Source organism: Agrobacterium sp. P15N1-A, from assembly GCF_044626815.1.
In the GTDB taxonomy this organism is placed as follows: Bacteria; Pseudomonadota; Alphaproteobacteria; order Rhizobiales; family Rhizobiaceae; genus Agrobacterium; species Agrobacterium leguminum.
The window spans coordinates 330767-348969 of the sequence record NZ_JBIUPF010000001.1; the positions used below are offsets into that span (position 1 = coordinate 330767).

17 protein-coding genes and 3 tRNA genes are annotated in these 18203 nt (G+C 59.2%); 2 read left to right on the forward strand and 18 right to left on the reverse strand.

Translation table 11 applies throughout. From position 1 onward, the window contains the following. The 15 genes from nuoK to ACIK7D_RS01665 form a co-directional block, all read right to left on the reverse strand. The gene (gene nuoK / locus ACIK7D_RS01595) at positions 1-309 is read right to left on the reverse strand and encodes an NADH-quinone oxidoreductase subunit NuoK (RefSeq protein ID WP_003521516.1); all 309 of its coding nucleotides are present in this window, start codon (positions 307-309) and stop codon (positions 1-3) included. A 28-nt stretch (positions 310-337) separates the two neighbouring features. Further along, the gene (locus tag ACIK7D_RS01600) at positions 338-952 is read right to left on the reverse strand and encodes an NADH-quinone oxidoreductase subunit J (RefSeq protein WP_003521517.1); all 615 of its coding nucleotides are present in this window, start codon (positions 950-952) and stop codon (positions 338-340) included. 136 nt (positions 953-1088) lie between these two features. Continuing rightward, positions 1089-1580, reverse strand: coding sequence for an NADH-quinone oxidoreductase subunit NuoI (gene nuoI, locus ACIK7D_RS01605; RefSeq protein ID WP_003496449.1), 492 nt, complete (start codon positions 1578-1580; stop codon positions 1089-1091). Between the two features lie 36 nt (positions 1581-1616). Then, a complete protein-coding gene (nuoH, locus tag ACIK7D_RS01610) occupies positions 1617-2663 on the reverse strand; it encodes an NADH-quinone oxidoreductase subunit NuoH (RefSeq protein WP_003496451.1) in 1047 nt (348 codons plus the stop codon). Between the two features lie 13 nt (positions 2664-2676). Beyond that, on the reverse strand, positions 2677-4758 hold the full coding sequence (gene nuoG, locus ACIK7D_RS01615; protein ID WP_400155470.1) for an NADH-quinone oxidoreductase subunit NuoG: 2082 nt from the start codon (positions 4756-4758) through the stop codon (positions 2677-2679). 149 nt (positions 4759-4907) lie between these two features. Continuing rightward, entirely contained in the window at positions 4908-6212 is a 1305-nt protein-coding gene (gene nuoF, locus ACIK7D_RS01620) for an NADH-quinone oxidoreductase subunit NuoF (protein ID WP_020012329.1), read from the reverse strand. Positions 6213-6222: 10 nt separating this feature from the next. Further along, on the reverse strand, positions 6223-7320 hold the full coding sequence (locus tag ACIK7D_RS01625; RefSeq protein ID WP_400155471.1) for an NADH-quinone oxidoreductase subunit E: 1098 nt from the start codon (positions 7318-7320) through the stop codon (positions 6223-6225). A 16-nt stretch (positions 7321-7336) separates the two neighbouring features. Further along, the gene (locus ACIK7D_RS01630) at positions 7337-7597 is read right to left on the reverse strand and encodes a hypothetical protein (protein WP_003521522.1); all 261 of its coding nucleotides are present in this window, start codon (positions 7595-7597) and stop codon (positions 7337-7339) included. Further along, the gene (locus tag ACIK7D_RS01635; RefSeq protein ID WP_003496461.1) at positions 7597-8787 is read right to left on the reverse strand and encodes an NADH-quinone oxidoreductase subunit D; all 1191 of its coding nucleotides are present in this window, start codon (positions 8785-8787) and stop codon (positions 7597-7599) included. The genes ACIK7D_RS01630 and ACIK7D_RS01635 overlap by 1 nt, the downstream gene beginning before the upstream one ends. A 1-nt stretch (position 8788) precedes the next feature. After that, a complete protein-coding gene (locus tag ACIK7D_RS01640) occupies positions 8789-9217 on the reverse strand; it encodes a GFA family protein (protein ID WP_400155472.1) in 429 nt (142 codons plus the stop codon). Further along, a complete protein-coding gene (locus tag ACIK7D_RS01645; RefSeq protein WP_003496465.1) occupies positions 9214-9816 on the reverse strand; it encodes an NADH-quinone oxidoreductase subunit C in 603 nt (200 codons plus the stop codon). Before ACIK7D_RS01645 ends, ACIK7D_RS01640 begins: the two co-directional genes overlap by 4 nt. Positions 9817-9836: 20 nt before the next feature. Beyond that, complete coding sequence (locus ACIK7D_RS01650; RefSeq protein WP_003521524.1) at positions 9837-10421, reverse strand: NADH-quinone oxidoreductase subunit B family protein; 585 nt, start codon at positions 10419-10421, stop codon at positions 9837-9839. Next, positions 10412-10777, reverse strand: coding sequence for an NADH-quinone oxidoreductase subunit A (locus ACIK7D_RS01655; protein WP_035259670.1), 366 nt, complete (start codon positions 10775-10777; stop codon positions 10412-10414). Before ACIK7D_RS01655 ends, ACIK7D_RS01650 begins: the two co-directional genes overlap by 10 nt. Before the next feature lie 436 nt (positions 10778-11213). After that, positions 11214-11290 (reverse strand) — tRNA-Asp (locus ACIK7D_RS01660). Between the two features lie 39 nt (positions 11291-11329). Continuing rightward, positions 11330-11406 (reverse strand) — tRNA-Asp (locus ACIK7D_RS01665). 445 nt (positions 11407-11851) lie between these two features. Between ACIK7D_RS01665 and ACIK7D_RS01670 the strand changes: the two genes are divergently transcribed. Together ACIK7D_RS01670 and ACIK7D_RS01675 are read left to right on the forward strand one after the other, a co-directional pair. Then, positions 11852-11927 (forward strand) — tRNA-Val (locus ACIK7D_RS01670). A 327-nt stretch (positions 11928-12254) separates the two neighbouring features. Next, positions 12255-12380, forward strand: coding sequence for a hypothetical protein (locus tag ACIK7D_RS01675; protein ID WP_256364472.1), 126 nt, complete (start codon positions 12255-12257; stop codon positions 12378-12380). A gap of 205 nt (positions 12381-12585) precedes the next feature. Here the strand turns inward: ACIK7D_RS01675 and ACIK7D_RS01680 are convergent, their stop codons facing one another. From ACIK7D_RS01680 to lon, 3 genes are all read right to left on the reverse strand, one after another. Then, positions 12586-14784: an esterase-like activity of phytase family protein gene (locus ACIK7D_RS01680; protein ID WP_400155473.1), complete on the reverse strand. Its 2199-nt coding sequence runs from the start codon at positions 14782-14784 to the stop codon at positions 12586-12588. A 353-nt stretch (positions 14785-15137) separates the two neighbouring features. After that, positions 15138-15413 (reverse strand): DNA-binding protein HupB, encoded by a 276-nt coding sequence (hupB, locus tag ACIK7D_RS01685; RefSeq protein WP_003502360.1) that lies wholly within the window; start codon positions 15411-15413, stop codon positions 15138-15140. A gap of 289 nt (positions 15414-15702) precedes the next feature. Next, complete coding sequence (gene lon / locus ACIK7D_RS01690; RefSeq protein ID WP_400155474.1) at positions 15703-18120, reverse strand: endopeptidase La; 2418 nt, start codon at positions 18118-18120, stop codon at positions 15703-15705. Positions 18121-18203 lie beyond the last annotated feature (83 nt).

An 18203-nucleotide genomic window follows, 5' to 3' on the forward strand; every position in this document is an offset into this window, starting at 1 on the left:
TCAGCCCTTCATCATATTGACGTCTTCGACGGCGATCGATCCGCGGTTGCGGTAGAAGACAACGAGTATTGCAAGACCGATGGCCGCTTCGGCGGCTGCGACGGTCAGAATGAACAAAGCGAAGACCTGGCCGACGATATCGTTCAGGAAGGCCGAGAAGGCCACCATGTTGATGTTGACCGCAAGCAGGATGAGTTCGATCGACATGAGGATGACGATGACGTTCTTCCGGTTGAGGAAGATGCCGAAGACGCCGATCGTGAAGAGGATCGCGCTGACCGTCAGGTAGTGGGAAAGACCGATTTCCATGTTCTGTTTCCTTGGATCCGTTCGCGCCTCAGATGCCCTGGCCCGGCTTGACCTTGACCGTGGTGACGGCGGTCTTCGGGTCACGGCCGACCTGCGTGGAGATATCCTGCCGCTTGATGTCGGTGCGATGACGCAGCGTCAGCACGATGGCGCCGATCATGGCCACCAGCAGCACGAGGCCGGCGAGCTGGAAGAAGTAGACGTAATTGGTATAGAGCACATCGCCGAGTGCGGCCGTATTGGTGCGTTCGGTGACAGGCGGGATCGGCATGGTGATGGACTTGGCCGCAATCGGGTTCAGCATGCTGCCGCCGACCACGACGATCAGCTCGGCCGCCAGGATGACACCGATCAGCGCGCCGACCGGGGCATATTGCAGCACGCCCGAGCGAAGCTCGGCGAAATCCACATCCAGCATCATGACGACGAAGAGGAAGAGCACCGCCACGGCGCCGACATAAACCACCAGCAGGATCATGCCGAGGAACTCGGCGCCCGTCAGCAGGAACAGCGCGGCTGCGTTGAAGAAGGTCAAAATCAGAAACAGCACCGAATGAACAGGGTTCTTCGATGCGATGACCATGAACGCAGACGCCACGGCGACGAAAGCGAATATATAAAAGAATACAGCGTGCAGACCCATGTTGGTGCCTTCTTGTCCTCATCGGGCAAAGATGGCTCGAAGGCCCCTCACCCGTTTCGTCCCCGCCGGCGAAAACCGCGCAGGCATTTTACTTTTCATCGCTCTCCGGGGTCTCCCCCGGAAAGACGGTTGCGCCTTAACGGTAAGGCGCATCCAGTGCGAGGTTGCGTGCGATTTCACGCTCCCAGCGGTCGCCATTGTCGAGAAGCTTCTGCTTGTCGAAATAAAGCTCCTCGCGGGTTTCCGTCGCGAATTCGAAGTTCGGGCCTTCGACGATGGCATCCACCGGGCAGGCTTCCTGGCAGAAACCGCAATAGATGCACTTCACCATGTCGATATCGTAACGCACCGTGCGGCGGGTGCCGTCATTGCGGCGCGGGCCGGCTTCGATGGTGATCGCCTGAGCGGGACAGATCGCTTCACACAGCTTGCAGGCGATGCAGCGTTCTTCACCGTTCGGATAACGGCGCAGCGCGTGCTCGCCACGGAAGCGCGGAGAGACCGGGCCCTTTTCGAAAGGATAGTTCACCGTCGCCTTCTGTTTGAAGAAGTGGCGCATCGTCAGCAGGATCGCGCCGACGAACTCCTTGAGGAACAGTGAATTGACGGCTTGTGAGAGGCTTGCCATCTCAGTCTCCAGATTTCTGAGCGAGGAGTACGGACATCAACCGGCCCACCCCGTCAGCTTCAATACGAATGCAACAATAACGACCATGGCGAGCGACAGCGGCAGGAACACCTTCCAGCCGAGACGCATGAGCTGGTCATAACGGTAACGCGGAACGAAAGCCTTGGTCAGAGCGATCATGAAGAAGACCATGCAGCCCTTCAACGCGAACCAGACAATGCCCGGAACCCAGTTCAGGAACCACACATCCACGATCGGCAGCCAGCCGCCCATGAAAAGGATCGTCGTCAGGCAGCAGATCAGCACGATCGCAGCATATTCGCCGAGCATGAACATCATGTAAGGCGTGGAGCCGTATTCGACCATGTGACCGGCGACCAGTTCCGATTCCGCTTCCGGAAGGTCGAAGGGCGGACGGTTGGTTTCGGCAAGGCCCGAAATGAAGAACACGATGAACATCGGGAACAGCGACAGCCAGTGCCAGTCGAGGAACGAGGCCGGCAGGCCGAGCATGGTGCCGAGGCCGGTCTTCTGGGCAAGCACGATGTCCGTCAGGTTCAGCGAACCGACGCAAAGCAGAACGGTGACGATGACGAGGCCGATCGACACTTCGTAGGACACCATCTGTGCCGCCGAACGCAGCGCGCCGAGGAACGGGTACTTCGAGTTCGAAGCCCAGCCGCCCATGATGATGCCGTACACTTCAAGCGAGGAAATCGCGAAGATATAGAGGATGCCGACATTGATATTGGCGACGACCCAGCCCTCATTGAAGGGAATTACGGCATAGGTGGCGAGCGCCAGCGTCACGGCAACCAGCGGCGCCAGAAGGAAAACCGCCTTGTTGGCGCCGGCCGGAATGACAGGCTCCTTCAAGATGAACTTCAAAAGGTCGGCGAAGGACTGGAAGAGACCGAAGGGACCAACAACGTTCGGACCACGGCGCAGCTGCACGGCTGCCCAGACCTTGCGGTCGGCAAGCAGAAGGAAGGCGATGGCCACCAGAAGGCAAACGAGAAGCAGCAGGGACTGGCCGACCATGATCAGCGCGGGCCAGACGTAGCTCCAGAAAAACTGTTCCATAAATCCCCTACCCTTACTCTGCCGCAGCCTGGAAATTGTTGCGGGCCAATGCGGAGCACTCGGCCATGACGGCGGATGCGCGCGCAATCGGGTTCGTCAAATAAAAGTCTTTTACCGGCGAAGCAAACGCCGACTTGTTGAGCGAGCCGGTCTTTCCGGCCAAAGCCTCGATATCCTGGCCGTTGCCGGCGACGATCTCGTCGGTTTCCGCCAGATGCGGATGCGCGACATAAAGCTGACCGCGCAGCGCCGACAGCGAATCGAACGGCAGCTTCTTGCCGAGAACGTCGGACAGCGCACGCAGGATCGCCCAGTCTTCGCGAGCTTCGCCCGGTGCGAAACCGGCGCGGTTGCCCACCTGCACACGGCCTTCGGTGTTGACCCAGATACCGGATTTTTCGGTATAGGCCGCACCCGGAAGGATGACGTCGGCGTTCATCGCGCCCTGATCGCCATGGCTGCCGATATAAACGGTGAACTTGGCGCCCTTGTTCGACAGATCGAGTTCATCGGCGCCGAGCAGGAAGAGAACATCCATGGAGGCGACCATTTCAGCGGCGGCAACACCGCCCTCGCCCGGCACGAAGCCGATATCGAGACCGCCAACGCGGGCAGCTGCAGTGTGCAGAACGGAGAAACCGTTCCACTCTTCGCTGACAGCACCGACCGAAACGGCGAGCTTGGCAGCAGCAGCGAGCACGGCGGCACCATCGGCGCGGGCAAGAGCGCCCTGACCGATGATGATCAGCGGGTTCTTGGCGGACTTCAGCTTGTCAACGAAGCTGTGCGAGCCATTGGCCAGATCGGAGAGCGTTTCAGCACCCGAGCCGAGATATTCATAATTGTAGCGCAGTTCACCAGCTTCGCCGATCACGCCGATCGGGAAACCGCCGCGACGCCAACGCTTGCGGATACGGGCGTTGAGGACAGCCGCTTCGAAACGCGGGTTAGCGCCAACGATCAGCAGTGCGTCCGCCTGCTCGATGCCTTCAATGGTGGAATTGAAGATGTAGCTGGCGCGACCCAAAGACGGATCAAGCGCTGCGCCATCCTGACGGCAATCGACATTGGCCGAGCCGAGCGAAGCAAGAAGCGACTTCAGCGCGAACATTTCTTCAACGGAAGACAGATCGCCGGCGATTGCGCCGATCTTGTTGCCGGACGTTGCGGCAACAGCCTGCTTGATCGCACCGAAGGCTTCGCCCCAGGTGGCGGGCTGCAGACGGCCATCCTTGCGGACGTAAGGCCGGTCAAGGCGCTGCGTCTTCAGGCCGTCCCAGATGAAGCGGCTCTTGTCGGAAATCCACTCTTCGTTGATCGCCTCGTTGACGCGCGGCATGACGCGCATGACTTCGCGACCACGGGTATCGACGCGGATGGCCGAACCGAGCGCGTCCATCACATCGATGGTTTCGGTCTTGTTCAGTTCCCACGGACGGGCGGTGAAGGCGAAAGGCTTGGAGGTGAGCGCGCCGACCGGGCAGAGGTCAACAACGTTGCCCTGCAGCTCCGAGGTCATGGCCTGCTCGAGATAGGTGGTGATTTCGGCATCTTCGCCGCGGCCGATAAGGCCAAGTTCGGCAATGCCGGCCACTTCCGTGGTGAAACGGACGCAGCGCGTGCAGTGGATGCAACGGTTCATGACCGTCTTGACGAGCGGTCCGATATATTTGTCTTCAACCGCGCGCTTGTTTTCCGCATAACGCGAACCGGCGATACCGAAGGCCATGGCCTGGTCCTGCAGGTCGCATTCGCCGCCCTGGTCGCAGATCGGGCAATCCAGCGGGTGGTTGATGAGCAGGAATTCCATCACGCCTTCGCGGGCCTTCTTGACCATCGGCGTGTTGGTGAAAACCTCAGGCAATTCGCCGTTCGGGCCGCCGCGAACGTCGCGAACGCCCATGGCGCAGGAAGCGGCGGGCTTGGGCGGTCCGCCCTTCACCTCGATGAGACACATGCGGCAGTTACCCGCGACCGACAAGCGCTCATGAAAACAAAAGCGCGGAACTTCGGCACCAGCCTCCTCGCACGCCTGCAACAGCGTGAAATGATCCGGAACCTCGATCTCTTTACCGTCAACCTTGAGCTTTGCCATGGTTCTACTTACGTCCTGTTGCCTGTTCGTCCCATGTCTCACACGGTCCGCAACAAATCCTTAATCACGCCCGGCACTCGTATCGCCTGCCAGGCGCTTCATGGTGTCGCGAGGCCGGAAAACTCCGGCTCCGCCTGAAGCCTCAATGCTTATTCAGCGGCTTCCAGAACAGCGCCATCATCCATGGCCCTGTAGGTATATTGGTCGATGCGCTTTTCGATTTCCGGACGGAAATTGCGGATCAGCGCCTGTACCGGCCATGCGGCGGCGTCGCCGAGCGCACAGATGGTGTGGCCTTCGATCTGCTTCGTCACTTCAAACAGCATGTCGATTTCGCGCTTCTGCGCGTTGCCCTTGACCATGCGCTCCAGCACGCGCCACATCCAGCCGGTGCCTTCGCGGCACGGCGTGCACTGGCCGCAGCTTTCATGCTTGAAGAAGGCCGCGATGCGGGCAATCGCCTTGATGACGTCGGTGGACTTGTCCATGACGATCATGCCGCCGGTGCCGAAGGAAGACTTCACTTCGCGCATGCCGTCAAAGTCCATGATGGCGTCCTTCATGTCCTCACCGCGAACGATGGGGCAGGATGCGCCGCCGGGGATGACGCCGAGCAGATTGTCCCAGCCGCCGCGAATGCCACCGCAATGGTGTTCGATCAGCTCACGGAAGGACAGACCCAGCGCGTCTTCGAAGGTGCACGGACGCTCGACATGGCCGGAGACCATGAACAGCTTGGTGCCGACATTGTTCGGACGGCCGATGGACGAGAACCAGGCCGCACCGCGACGCAGGATGGTCGGCGCAACGGCGATGGATTCAACGTTGTTGACGGTCGTCGGGCAGCCATAAAGACCCATATTGGCCGGGAACGGGGGCTTGAGGCGCGGCTGGCCCTTTTTGCCTTCAAGGCTTTCGAGCAGAGCCGTCTCTTCGCCGCAGATATAGGCGCCGGCGCCGTGATGGACGTAGATGTCGAAATCCCAGCCGTTCTTGTTGTTCTTGCCGAGCAGGCCGGCATCGTAGCACTCGTCGATGGCTGCCTGCAGCGCCTCACGCTCGCGCATATATTCGCCGCGAACGTAGATATAGGCGGTATGCGCGCCCATGGCGAAACCGGCGATCACGCAGCCTTCGATCAGCGTATGCGGATCGTTGCGCAGGATTTCGCGGTCCTTGCAGGTGCCGGGCTCGGATTCGTCGGCGTTGACGACGAGGTAATGCGGACGGCCGTCATTTTCCTTCGGCATGAAGGACCATTTGAGACCTGTCGGGAAGCCAGCGCCGCCGCGACCGCGAAGGCCGGAAGCCTTCATCTCGTTGATGATCCAGTCACGGCCCTTTTCGATGATCTGTTTGGTGCCATCCCAGTGGCCGCGCGCTCTCACGCCCTTCAGGGACTTGTCCTTGAGGCCGTAGAGATTGGTAAAGATGCGATCCTGATCTTTTAACATGCTTCACCTCTTACCGCGGCTTCTTGCCGAAGACCCTGATATACTCGGCTTCGCCACCCTTGGCGAGCGCCTCGGCCTGCTTGATCCACTCGTCGCGTTCGATGCGGCCCTTGAAATTCAGATAACCGTCAACCCAGTCGCATTCGGCCTTCTTCCAGCCGGCGATCTGCGCATAGGTGAAGATGCCGAGCTCGTGCAGCGTGCCTTCGATCTTCGGACCGACGCCGGAAATGAGCTTCAGGTCGTCAGGCGTCGCCGGGCGTTCGATGCCGGCCGGACGATCCTTGGAATCGAGCGACGGCTTCGCGGAGCCCGAAGCTTCCTTTTCAGCGGTCTTCACATTGGCTTCGGCAGCCTTCGGCGCGGTCGCCGGCGTCTTCAGCTTCGGATCGGTTTCCGGCGCGTCCGTCTTCGGCTTGGCGGCGTTGGAAGGCGGAACCGGTGCGGCGTCCGCAGCCACTTCAGCCGGCTTGCCGAGATTGGAACGATCCGGCTTGATCTCTTCCGTCAGCGTCGTCAGGCCGCCGACCGGGACCGACTGGTGACGGTCGATCTGCGGGCCGGTCTTGACGGTGTCGCCCTTGCCCGCCTCGAACGTATCGATGATCTCTTCCAGACGCTCGGGCGTCAGGTCCTCATAGGCGTCCTTGAAGATGATGACCATCGGCGCGTTGACGCAGGCGCCCTGACATTCCACTTCTTCCCAGGACAGCGTGCCGCTCTCATTGGTGTGCAGCGGATCGTGGTGGATCTTCTTGCGGCAGACATCCATCAGCGCTTCGGAACCGCGCAGCATGCAGGGCGTGGTGCCGCAGACCTGAACGTGGGCGCGCGTGCCGACCGGCTTCAGCTGGAACTGGGTATAGAAGGTCGCCACTTCCATGACGCGGATATAGGCCATATCCAGCATGTCGGCGATTTTCTCGATGGCGGCGCGGGTAACCCAGCCGTCCTGCTCCTGCGCACGCATGAGCAGCGGGATGACCGCCGATTGCTGGCGTCCCTCGGGATATTTCTTGATCGTCTTTTCAGCCCATGCGGTATTTTCCGCATTGAAGGCAAACGCCACGGGCTGGAACTGATCTTCGGCTAGTCGACGAACGGACATACTTCCTCACGCCTTTTCAGTTTAACGTCTCACACCGCGATCTCGCCACCGTGACGAATTCGCAGGCATAAGCCGCCTTGTCTTTCTGCATGAACACGATGAACTTGCTGCCATTGGGAACCGAGGCCTTGATCTCGTATCCCGACGACAGAAGCTGCTTGATGGTCGAAGAGCCGCCGCTCGACAGCGATATGCCGCCCTCGTCCGTCGCCGTCTGAGCGAGAGCGGGGGCAGACATCGCAGCGAGAAAAGCCGGTATGGCCAGCGGCAGACGCATCAGCGGTCGACCTCCCCGAACACGATGTCGAGGGAGCCGAGCACGGCTGTAACGTCAGCAAGCTGATGGCCCTTGCACAGGAAATCCATGGCCTGCAGGTGTGCGTAGCCCGGCGCGCGGATCTTGCAGCGATAGGGCTTATTCGAACCGTCTGCGACCACGTAAACGCCGAACTCGCCCTTCGGCGCTTCGACGGCGGCGTAAACTTCGCCGGCCGGAACGTGGTAACCTTCGGTATAAAGCTTGAAGTGGTGGATCAGCGCTTCCATCGAACGCTTCATCTCGCCGCGCTTCGGCGGAACCACCTTGCCGTCCAGCGAGGAGACCGGGCCGATGCGGTGCTTGCCGGACAGAAGATCGACGCACTGCTTCATGATCTTCACGGATTCGCGCATTTCCTGCATGCGGATCAGGTAACGATCGTAGCAGTCGCCGTTCTTGCCGACGGGAATGTCGAATTCGAGATCGGAATAGCACTCATAGGGCTGCGCGCGGCGCAAATCCCAAGCAGCGCCGGAACCACGCACCATCACGCCGGTAAAGCCCCAGGCGAAGGCGTCTTCGAGCGAGACGACGCCGATATCGACGTTACGCTGCTTGTAGATGCGGTTGTCGGTCAACAGGCCCTCGATATTGTCGAGAACGGTAAGGAACGGATCGCACCACTTGCCGATATCGTCCACCAGTTCCGGCGGCAGGTCCTGATGCACGCCGCCCGGACGAACGTAAGCCGAGTGCATGCGGGCGCCACAGGCGCGCTCATAGAACACCATCAGCTTTTCGCGCTCTTCGAAACCCCAGACCGGCGGCGTCATCGCGCCGACGTCCATGGCCTGTGTCGTCACGTTCATGATGTGCGACAGGATGCGGCCGATTTCCGAATAAAGCACGCGGATCAACTGGCCGCGCATCGGGATTTCGAGACCGAGCAGCTTTTCGACGGCGAGCGCGAAAGCGTGTTCCTGGTTCATCGGCGCGACGTAGTCGAGACGGTCGAAGTAAGGAACGGCCTGCAGGTAGGTCTTGGTCTCGATCAACTTTTCGGTGCCGCGATGCAGAAGACCGATATGCGGATCGACGCGCTCGACGATTTCGCCATCCAGTTCCAGAACCAGACGCAGCACACCGTGCGCGGACGGGTGTTCCGGACCGAAGTTGATCGTGAAATTGCGGACGTTATGCTCAGTCATTCTAGTGCTCCGCCGAGGTGATCATGGCGATGAATTCGGGGCCGGTCATGTTCTGCGTGGTTTCCGCGAAGGAATAGCTCGAAGGCTTCTCATCCGTGAAAATCTGCGACGCGAACGTGAAACTGGAAGGGTTATCGAAAGCCTGCAGCGAAACGGCGACATGCTTGCCGTCCTTCGAGCGCCACATCAGCGTGCTGCCGCAATTCTTGCAGAAGCAGCGCTCACCCCATTCCGACGAGGAATAGACGCCGAGACTATCTTCGTTTTCAACGGAGATATCCGTGCATTCGACAGCCATAAACGCACCGCCGGACCAGCGGCGGCACATGGAGCAATGGCAAACGCCGAATTCGCGGGCACCGATGACGGCATTGAGGCCGACGGCGCCGCAAAGACATTGCGCATGCTCTGTCGCGGGGGCTTGGCTCATTGCTTGGCCTTTTCGTCACCCGGGAGAACATATTCGGTTCCTTCCCAGGGGGAAAGGAAGTCGAAGTTGCGGAATTCCTGCTTCAGTTCGACTGGTTCATAAAGAACACGCTTCAGAACGTCATCGTAACGCACTTCCACAAAGCCGGTAACCGGAAAATCCTTGCGCAGCGGATGGCCTTCGAAACCGTAATCCGTGAGGATGCGGCGAAGATCCTTATGGCCTTCGAACGGAATGCCATACATGTCCCAGGCTTCGCGCTCGAACCATTCCGCGCCCATGTAAACGGAGGTCGAAGACGGCACGCCCTCGTCTTCCGCCACCTGCAGCTTGACGCGCACGCGCAGGTTCTGGCGCGGCGACAGCAGGTGATAGACGACATCGAAACGCTTTTCGCGCTGCGGCCAGTCGACACCGCAAATATCGATGATGTTGACGAAACCGCACTGCACGTCGTCACGCAGGAAGGTCAAAAGCGCGATCACGCTTTCAGGCGTCGTGTTCAGGGTCAGCTCGCCATAGGCGATATCAGCCGACACCACGAGGGAACCGCGCGCTTCCTTAACGTAAGCAGCAAGATCGTTGAGAGCTTCGCTCATTCTTAATCCGTCCTTTGCCCTTAGCGCTCGATCGTACCGGTACGACGAATCTTCTTCTGCAGCAGAAGCACGCCGTAAAGCAGCGCCTCCGCCGTGGGGGGACAGCCCGGGACGTAAATATCCACCGGCACGACGCGGTCGCAGCCGCGCACCACGGCGTAGGAATAGTGGTAATAGCCGCCGCCATTGGCGCAGGAGCCCATGGAGATGACGTAACGCGGCTCGGGCATCTGGTCGTAGACCTTGCGCAGAGCGGGCGCCATCTTGTTGGTCAGCGTCCCGGCGACGATCATCACGTCCGACTGGCGCGGTGAGGCGCGCGGGGCAACGCCGAAGCGCTCCATGTCATAACGCGGACCGGAAGCCTGCATCAGGCCTTCGACGGCGCAGCAGGCGAGACCGAACTGCATCCACATCAGGGAGCCGGTGCGCGCCCAGGTGATCAGCTCGTCGGTCGAGGTGACGAGAAAGCCCTTGTCGGCCAGCTCGTCATTGATTTCCGTGAAGTAGGCGTCGTTGCTGCCAACCGGCTTGCCGGTCGATGGATCGATGATCCCCTTCGGCTGCGGCGCAACGAGCGTGGTGTTGTTCTGGCTCATGCCCATTCCAGCGCTCCCTTCTTCCACTCATAGATAAAGCCGATGGTGAGAACGATGAGGAACACCATCATCGACCAGAAACCGAACCAGCCCATCTCGCCAAAAGACACCGCCCATGGGAACAGGAAGGCAACTTCCAGATCGAAGATAATGAACAGAATCGATACCAGATAAAAGCGGATATCGAACTTCATGCGGGCGTCGTCGAAGGCGTTGAAACCGCACTCGAAAGCGGAGAGCTTTTCCGGGTCCGGCGCCTTGTAGGCGACAGCGAAAGGCGCAATGAGAAGCGCCAGGCCGATGACGAGAGCGATACCGATGAAGATTGCGATCGGAATGTAGGAACTGAGGAGTTCAGTCATGGTCTCTTCCCTGCCCGGCCGGGTGCCGGACCTGCCTTTGTGACCCGAAGTCTCAAAGAGCGCACAAATATGTTGCAACGCCAAAGTCGTTAGCGCAGCCGCGCTCTCTCTGCAAGAGTTTAGGCACCATTTCAAGACACCTGCCGCATTGATTGGCAACAATATTGCCGGAATTGACGCAAATTTGGGCCACAATTCCGGCCTAAGCCCCTCAAATACAATAATAATCGATTGAACGACGCAACCGCAAAAAAGTCACACGAATTTTACGTCCGCATGGCGGTGAAGTGACGATATTCGGGAATCGAAACTTGACTAAAAAATGCAGGAAAAATCGCGTTTAAAAAGCCCGGAATCAGGCGCTGGAATCGTCAATAGACGAGCGCGCAATCGCGCGTCGATCTGTTTTTTGAGGAGACATTTCAGGAGAAAGAAATGGCGCGAGTGACGGGGCTCGAACCCGCGACCTCCGGCGTGACAGGCCGGCACTCTAACCGACTGAGCTACACCCGCGCACCACAGACATTCATCTGCGTTTTCCGAGGGACAGGATGGCGCGAGTGACGGGGCTCGAACCCGCGACCTCCGGCGTGACAGGCCGGCACTCTAACCGACTGAGCTACACCCGCATCTCCTGACGACAGGAGCCAGTCCCGCCGCTCGAACCAGCCTCGGCTGTTCGATGAGCGGCTAACTACGGCGTTCGTGCGGGGGTGTCAAGCAGGTTTCACGACAAAAGAATAAGCTTCTTCATTTTGATCTGGAAAAACCGGAAGGCCTCGGAACGCGATTACGGCAAACGCCCTGTTTTGCGGGCTTTTCCCAACGAAAACAAAAAACTTGTCCACAGCCGCAGGCTTCCCTAACGGGATTTCCACACGGCCATCAAGGCGTCTTCGGGTCCTGTTTCCGGCAAAAAGCCCGCAGCTCCCGGCTTTTTGCCCTCGCCTCCCTGTGACAGAAAATTCTCTCGGCAAAAAAAACAAAAAAACTTCACAAAAGCCCTTGCGGTTTTTTTCCGATCCGAATACATCACGGCCACCGACGCGGCGGACATGATCCGAGACACGCGAAGGGCGATTAGCTCAGTTGGTAGAGCGCCTCGTTTACACCGAGGATGTCGGGAGTTCGAGTCTCTCATCGCCCACCATTTTCCCAGAAGATTTAAATATCCCGTCAAACCGAGATTCTTCGTGTTTGCTTTCGCTATGCGACAAGCCTCGAGTATTCGGAATTATCACCCCTGCCCTTACTGCGGTAGGTAGAGCGTCGTCATGATTCCCAACCGCTGGAATCGCTTTTCTCCAGTTACGCTATGCCAAATCGGCACTGCTGTTCCATATTCCGACAGCTTGGCCGCCCCCTGTATCACCCCGCAACATACCGGAAAATAAGGAAGATTCAGACTTTCTAAAGAGATTTCAGGCATTGTTTGCGCACCGTTTCATGATGAACGGTTGAACTGATGGATGAAACCATGTCGATCGACGCGTTTGTAACACTCGCGCTTATTGCGCTGCCTGTTTATATTTTTTTCCGCTGGGTCCAGCAGGACTCGGAAAAACAAGATACTCCCAAAAGCAAGAATTCCCTGGGGCGGTGATCCGTTACGATCGATCCGCAGCATTTTCCCGGATGGCCTCAGGACAAAATCCTTCACAATCCGATATCGAAGTAGCAATGCCGATTTTAACGGCTTGCGTCGTCAGGCATCGTGCAAGATCGGGGAACCCGGCCAAGGGGCCCTCGCCGTACAAAAAAGCCGGGCATAGCCCGGCTTTTCTCATTTGCGGCGCCAATCGGCCCGATCAGTTGATCGCCTTCATATTGACGGTGAAGAACAGCGTTTCGCCGGAAGAATCGTCCACGCCGTCATTGTCGGTCACGGCATAGGCCGTTCCCGCCTTGTCGAAGGTGAAGCCTTCCAGCTTGTCGACGACGTAACCATTGGTCTGGGCCTTGAGATCGGGCAGGAAGTCATGGGCTTCCTGCTTGGCCACCAGCGGCAGTTCGCCGCCGATCTTGCCCGGCTTCAGGTCCGCGATTGCAACGCGGTAGAGCTTCTTGATCTTGGCCTTGTCGCCGATCTGGTTGTCGCGCTCGACGATATAGACATAGTCGCCCTGTGCGGTGATTTCGGAGAGGCCGATCCAGCCTGCATCGGTCTTGTCGAGCGGGTAACGCACGGCGCCCCATTCCTTGGACTTCGGATTGTAGGAGACGAGCTTGACGAAGCCCTTCTCGTCCGTGCCCCATTCGCGCTGCACGGCCATCCACAGCGTCGCGTCGTCGCCCTTGCCGATCATCGTCACGCCTTCGAAACCGAAGCGGGTGTCGCCGGCGAGAAGTTCCTTCGGCAATGCGATCTCCGCCTTGATCTCGCCCTTGGCGTTGACGTTATAGAGCGCGTGGGGAACGAGCTTGGCGCTGTCGCCTTCAGAAGCCAGCCAGAAACCGCCCTTGCCGTCCAGCGTGATGCCTTCGATGTCGAGCTTCTGAGCGGCGATGCCGTCACGCTTGACGCGCAGTACGCTGGTGATGGTGGCGGGCTTTTTCGTCGCATCGATGGTGAAGATCGACGGCTGGTTGCCATAGACCGAGTCGGAGACGGCATAGAGAATGCCGGGCTTTTCGGCATCGCCAACCAGACCCGAAAGAGCGCCCCAGCCGATCGGTGCACCATCGACGGTGGCGGAAACGAGCTGCGGATAGGCTGCTTCACCTTCGCCGCGTTCATAGAGCATGACATGCGAGCGCACGCCGCCGTCTTCGATCAGATCGACCTCATTGGCCGTGGCAAGGAGGTTGCGCGACGGGATGGCGACAGCGCCTTCCGGCGAAACGCCCGAAGGCAGGAGCTGCGTCAGTTCCGGCTCCTTGCCGGTGTCCTTGTAGACAGCGACGACAGAGGCGCGTTCGGACAGCACGAAGAAATATTTCTGGTCGCCGAAGGTCGCCGCTTCCAGACCTTCAGGCTCGATGCCCTTTGCCTTGGAACGCTTTTCCGGATAGTGGCCGATGGCCGCAACCGCGTGTTCGAGCGAAGAGCCGGATTCGTAGACGAGCTTGCCGGTCTTGTCGAAGATGGTGAAGCCACGCGAGCCGCCCTGCCAGTCGCCCTCATTGGCGATGACGATGCGGTCATTGTCCAGCCACTTCACGGCGTCCGGCTCGCGCTTGCGGCCTTCCTGCTTGTCGGTGAACTTCAGCTGGCCATCGGTCTTCGTATCGATGCCTTCAAGATCGACCTTGCCGGCAGAGAAATGCGTCTTCACCGTGCCGGTCTTGCCGTCGAGAATGACGATATGATTGTTTTCCTGAAGCGTCAGCGCGATCTCGCCATTGGCGTTGATCGACACGAATTCCGGCTCCGGATCCTCAGGGGAAATTTCGGCAAGGCCGGTGAGCTCGATCTTCTTCAGCGTCGCGCAATCGGCAACGCCGTCCTTCAGACCCACCGTTACCAGATAACCGGCTGGCATCTGCGGCAGGGCGCCTTCGTTCACCTCTTCATCGCGCTCGTTTTCGATGGCGATGGCGGCGAAGGTCTTGTCCGGGGAAACGGCGACGGAATCGGGCTGGCCGCCGAGATCGCAGCTTGCCTCGATCTTCCTGGTAGCAATATCGACCGTCACCAGCTTGCCGGAGGGCTTGGCGCGGTTTTCCGACGTGTTGACGCCGGCCAGAACCTTGAGGCCGGCGACGGCAACGGAGGTCGGTTCGCCTTCGAGCAGCAACGCGCCGCCGGCCTTGGGAGCCTTGGCGTCGGTGATGTCGATGAAACCGATGCCGCCAAGCGGGCTGTCCGAATAGATCAGCGTCTTGCCGTCTTCGCTGGCGGTGATGATTTCAGCCGAGGTGACGGATTTGGCGTCCTTGTCCGCGGGAAGGTTTTTCGCCACCGGGAAAGATGCGATGCGGTTGAAAACCGGCTCGGCAGCGGCCGGGATGGCTGCGGACGTGAGCAGCGCAGCAGTCAAAGCCATTTGAGAAAATCGGAACGCCATTTTAATCCCCCTTGGGTCCAGAAATACCCCAAGGCTTCTGCGTTACAGACATGACAGTGGCATGACACTTCCTGACCGCTGAATCAAAAAGCCCGGCCTAGAAGGCCGGGCTTTCGTGTTTATGCCCACATTCCGCGTAGAAAAACGCCGTGTGTCCGGATGGAAGCTACACAGGCGCTTCCCTGCTTTCATTCACATCTTGACCGGGAGAACCCGGCCTGTCCGAAAAGAGCTTTTCGAAACACCACCCGCTTTTGGCGGCGATGTGACGGCGTCAGGGCGTCAAAACATGTTTCCTCGTGAACCTGAAAAGCCGCCCGCCCGCCGCCGGGCGTTACGGCTTTCCGGAAACCTTACGAGTTGACGGCGTCCTTCAGGCCCTTGCCTGCGGAAAACTTCGGTACGTTGCGAGCCGGGATATCGACTTCAGCACCCGTGGAAGGGTTACGGCCCTTGGAGGCTTCACGACGGCTGACGGAGAAGCTGCCGAAGCCGGCCAGGCGAATGTCGCCACCGTTCTTCAGTTCGCTCTGTACAGTTTCGAATACAGCATCAACAGCGGAAGCAGCATCTGCCTTCGTGAGACCAGCCTTTTCGGCAACAGCAGAGACGAGCTCGTTCTTGTTCATGTTTCCACCCCTTTCAATGGTTTGAAACGACTCAAATTAAGCCGGCGCAGAATACGTTCGCATCCGCGCGCAGCAACCCAAAAGCGCTGGAATCGCCTGAAAAACAAGGGGTCTGCGTTTTTTTTCACAAAAAAGGCCGACATTTCTGCCGGCCTTCCACATATTCGTGCCAAATTCGCATCACTTGTGCGCAGCTTTACGCCACATGCACCGTCAGACACCTAACACATTGAATCTATGCAACACCCGTCGCGAAAGGCGATTCCCGCCCCTCGCGACGATCCATGCATCAATGCGCGATGGTCTGGCTGCCGTCGTCGACGCCTTCGACGGTTGCGATCACCGGCGTCTCGATGCTGCCGTCCCACTCGATGGGCTCCGGCTGGCGGATAAGGGCGTGCTTGATGACCTCGCCCATGCGCGATACCGGGATGATTTCCATCTCGTTCTTCACATTGTCCGGAATCTCCGCCAGATCCTTGGCGTTTTCTTCCGGGATCAGCACCTTCTTGATGCCGCCGCGAAGGGCCGCAAGCAGCTTTTCCTTCAGGCCGCCGATCGGCAACACGCGACCGCGGAGTGTGATCTCACCCGTCATCGCCACATCCTTCGAGACCGGGATGCCGGTCATGATGGAGACGATGGCGGTGGCCATGGCAACACCGGCGGACGGACCGTCCTTCGGGGTTGCCCCTTCCGGAACGTGCACGTGGATATCGCTCTTATCGAAGCGCGGTGGCTCGATGCCGAAGTCCACGGCGCGCGAGCGGACATAGGATGCCGCCGCGGAAATGGATTCCTTCATCACTTCCTTGAGGTTGCCGGTAACCGTCATGCGGCCCTTGCCCGGCATCATCACGCCTTCGATGGTGAGCAGCTCACCGCCAACTTCCGTCCAGGCAAGACCCGTGACGACGCCGACCTGATCTTCGCGCTCGGCCTCGCCATGGCGGAACCGCGGAACGCCCAGATAATCCGGAACGTTGGCAGCGGTGACTTCCACGGACTTGACCTTGCCCTTGATGATCTCGGTGACAGCCTTGCGCGCCAGCTTCATCAGCTCGCGTTCGAAGCTGCGCACGCCCGCCTCGCGGGTGTACTGCTGAATGACGACCATCAGGGCGTCATCCGTAACCGAGAACTCTTCCGGACGCAGGGCATGTTCCTTGACCGCCTTCGGCAACAGGTGACGCTTGGCGATTTCGCGCTTTTCGTCTTCCGTGTAACCGGCGATGCGGATCACTTCCATGCGGTCCATCAGCGGGCCGGGAATGTTCAGCGTGTTGGCCGTGGTCACGAACATCACATCGGACAGGTCGTATTCCACTTCAAGGTAGTGGTCCATGAAGGTGGAGTTCTGTTCCGGATCGAGCACCTCGAGCAGTGCGGATGACGGGTCGCCACGGAAATCCATGCCCATCTTGTCGATTTCGTCGAGCAGGAAGAGCGGATTCGCCTTCTTGGCCTTCTTCATCGACTGAACGATCTTGCCCGGCATGGAGCCGATATAGGTACGGCGGTGACCGCGGATTTCCGCTTCGTCACGAACGCCGCCAAGCGCCATGCGCACATATTCGCGGCCGGTCGCCTTGGCGATCGACTTGGCGAGTGAGGTCTTGCCGACGCCGGGAGGGCCGACGAGGCACAGGATCGGGCCACGGATCTTCGAGGCGCGCGCCTGCACGGCGAGATACTCGACGATGCGTTCCTTGACCTTGTCCAGACCGAAATGATCCTGATCGAGGATCGTCTCGGCGGCGTTGAGGTCGGTCTTGATCTTCGACTTCTTGCCCCATGGCAGGCCAAGCAGCCAGTCCAGATAGTTGCGCACCACGGTCGCTTCCGCGGACATCGGGCTCATCTGGCGAAGCTTCTTCATTTCCGCCTCGGCCTTTTCCTTGGCCTCCTTGGAAAGCTTGGTCTTGGCGATGCGCTCTTCCAGCTCGGCCATCTCGTCACGGCCATCTTCGCCGTCGCCGAGTTCCTTCTGGATCGCCTTCATCTGTTCGTTCAGATAATATTCGCGCTGGGTCTTTTCCATCTGGCGCTTGACGCGCGAGCGGATGCGCTTTTCCACCTGGAGCACGGAAATCTCGCCTTCCATGAAGCCGAGCGCTTTTTCAAGCCGCTGCTTCACGCTGACGGTTTCCAGCATTTCCTGCTTTTCGGTGATCTTGATCGACAGGTGTGAAGCGACCGTATCGGCAAGCTTCGAATAATCGTCGATCTGGCCGGCAGCGCCGACAACCTCGGGCGAAATCTTCTTGTTGAGCTTCACATAGCTCTCGAATTCAGACACGACCGAGCGCGACAGCGCCTCGATCTCGACCGGATCTTCGGCAGGCTCCTGCAACGGCGTCGCGGTGGCTTCATAGAAATCCTCGCGGCCGGTATAGCTGTCGATCTGGGCGCGGCCCTTGCCTTCCACCAGCACCTTCACGGTGCCGTCGGGCAACTTCAGAAGCTGCAGGACATTGGCGACCGTGCCGACCTTGTGAATGGCCTCCGGGGCCGGATCGTCATCGCTGGCGTTGATCTGGGTGACAAGCATGATCTGCTTGTCCGAACCCATGACTTCCTCGAGCGCACGGATGGATTTTTCCCGCCCGACGAACAGGGGAACGATCATATGCGGGAAAACGACAATGTCGCGCAGGGGAAGTACCGGATAGGTACCGCCAGATGCCGCAGACGTGATGTTCGTCATATCATTTCCTTTCCATGGTCCCTTTCGGGACACTTTGCCGGACAGCTTGGGGCATCCGGCACATTCATTTCTCGAGACTGAAA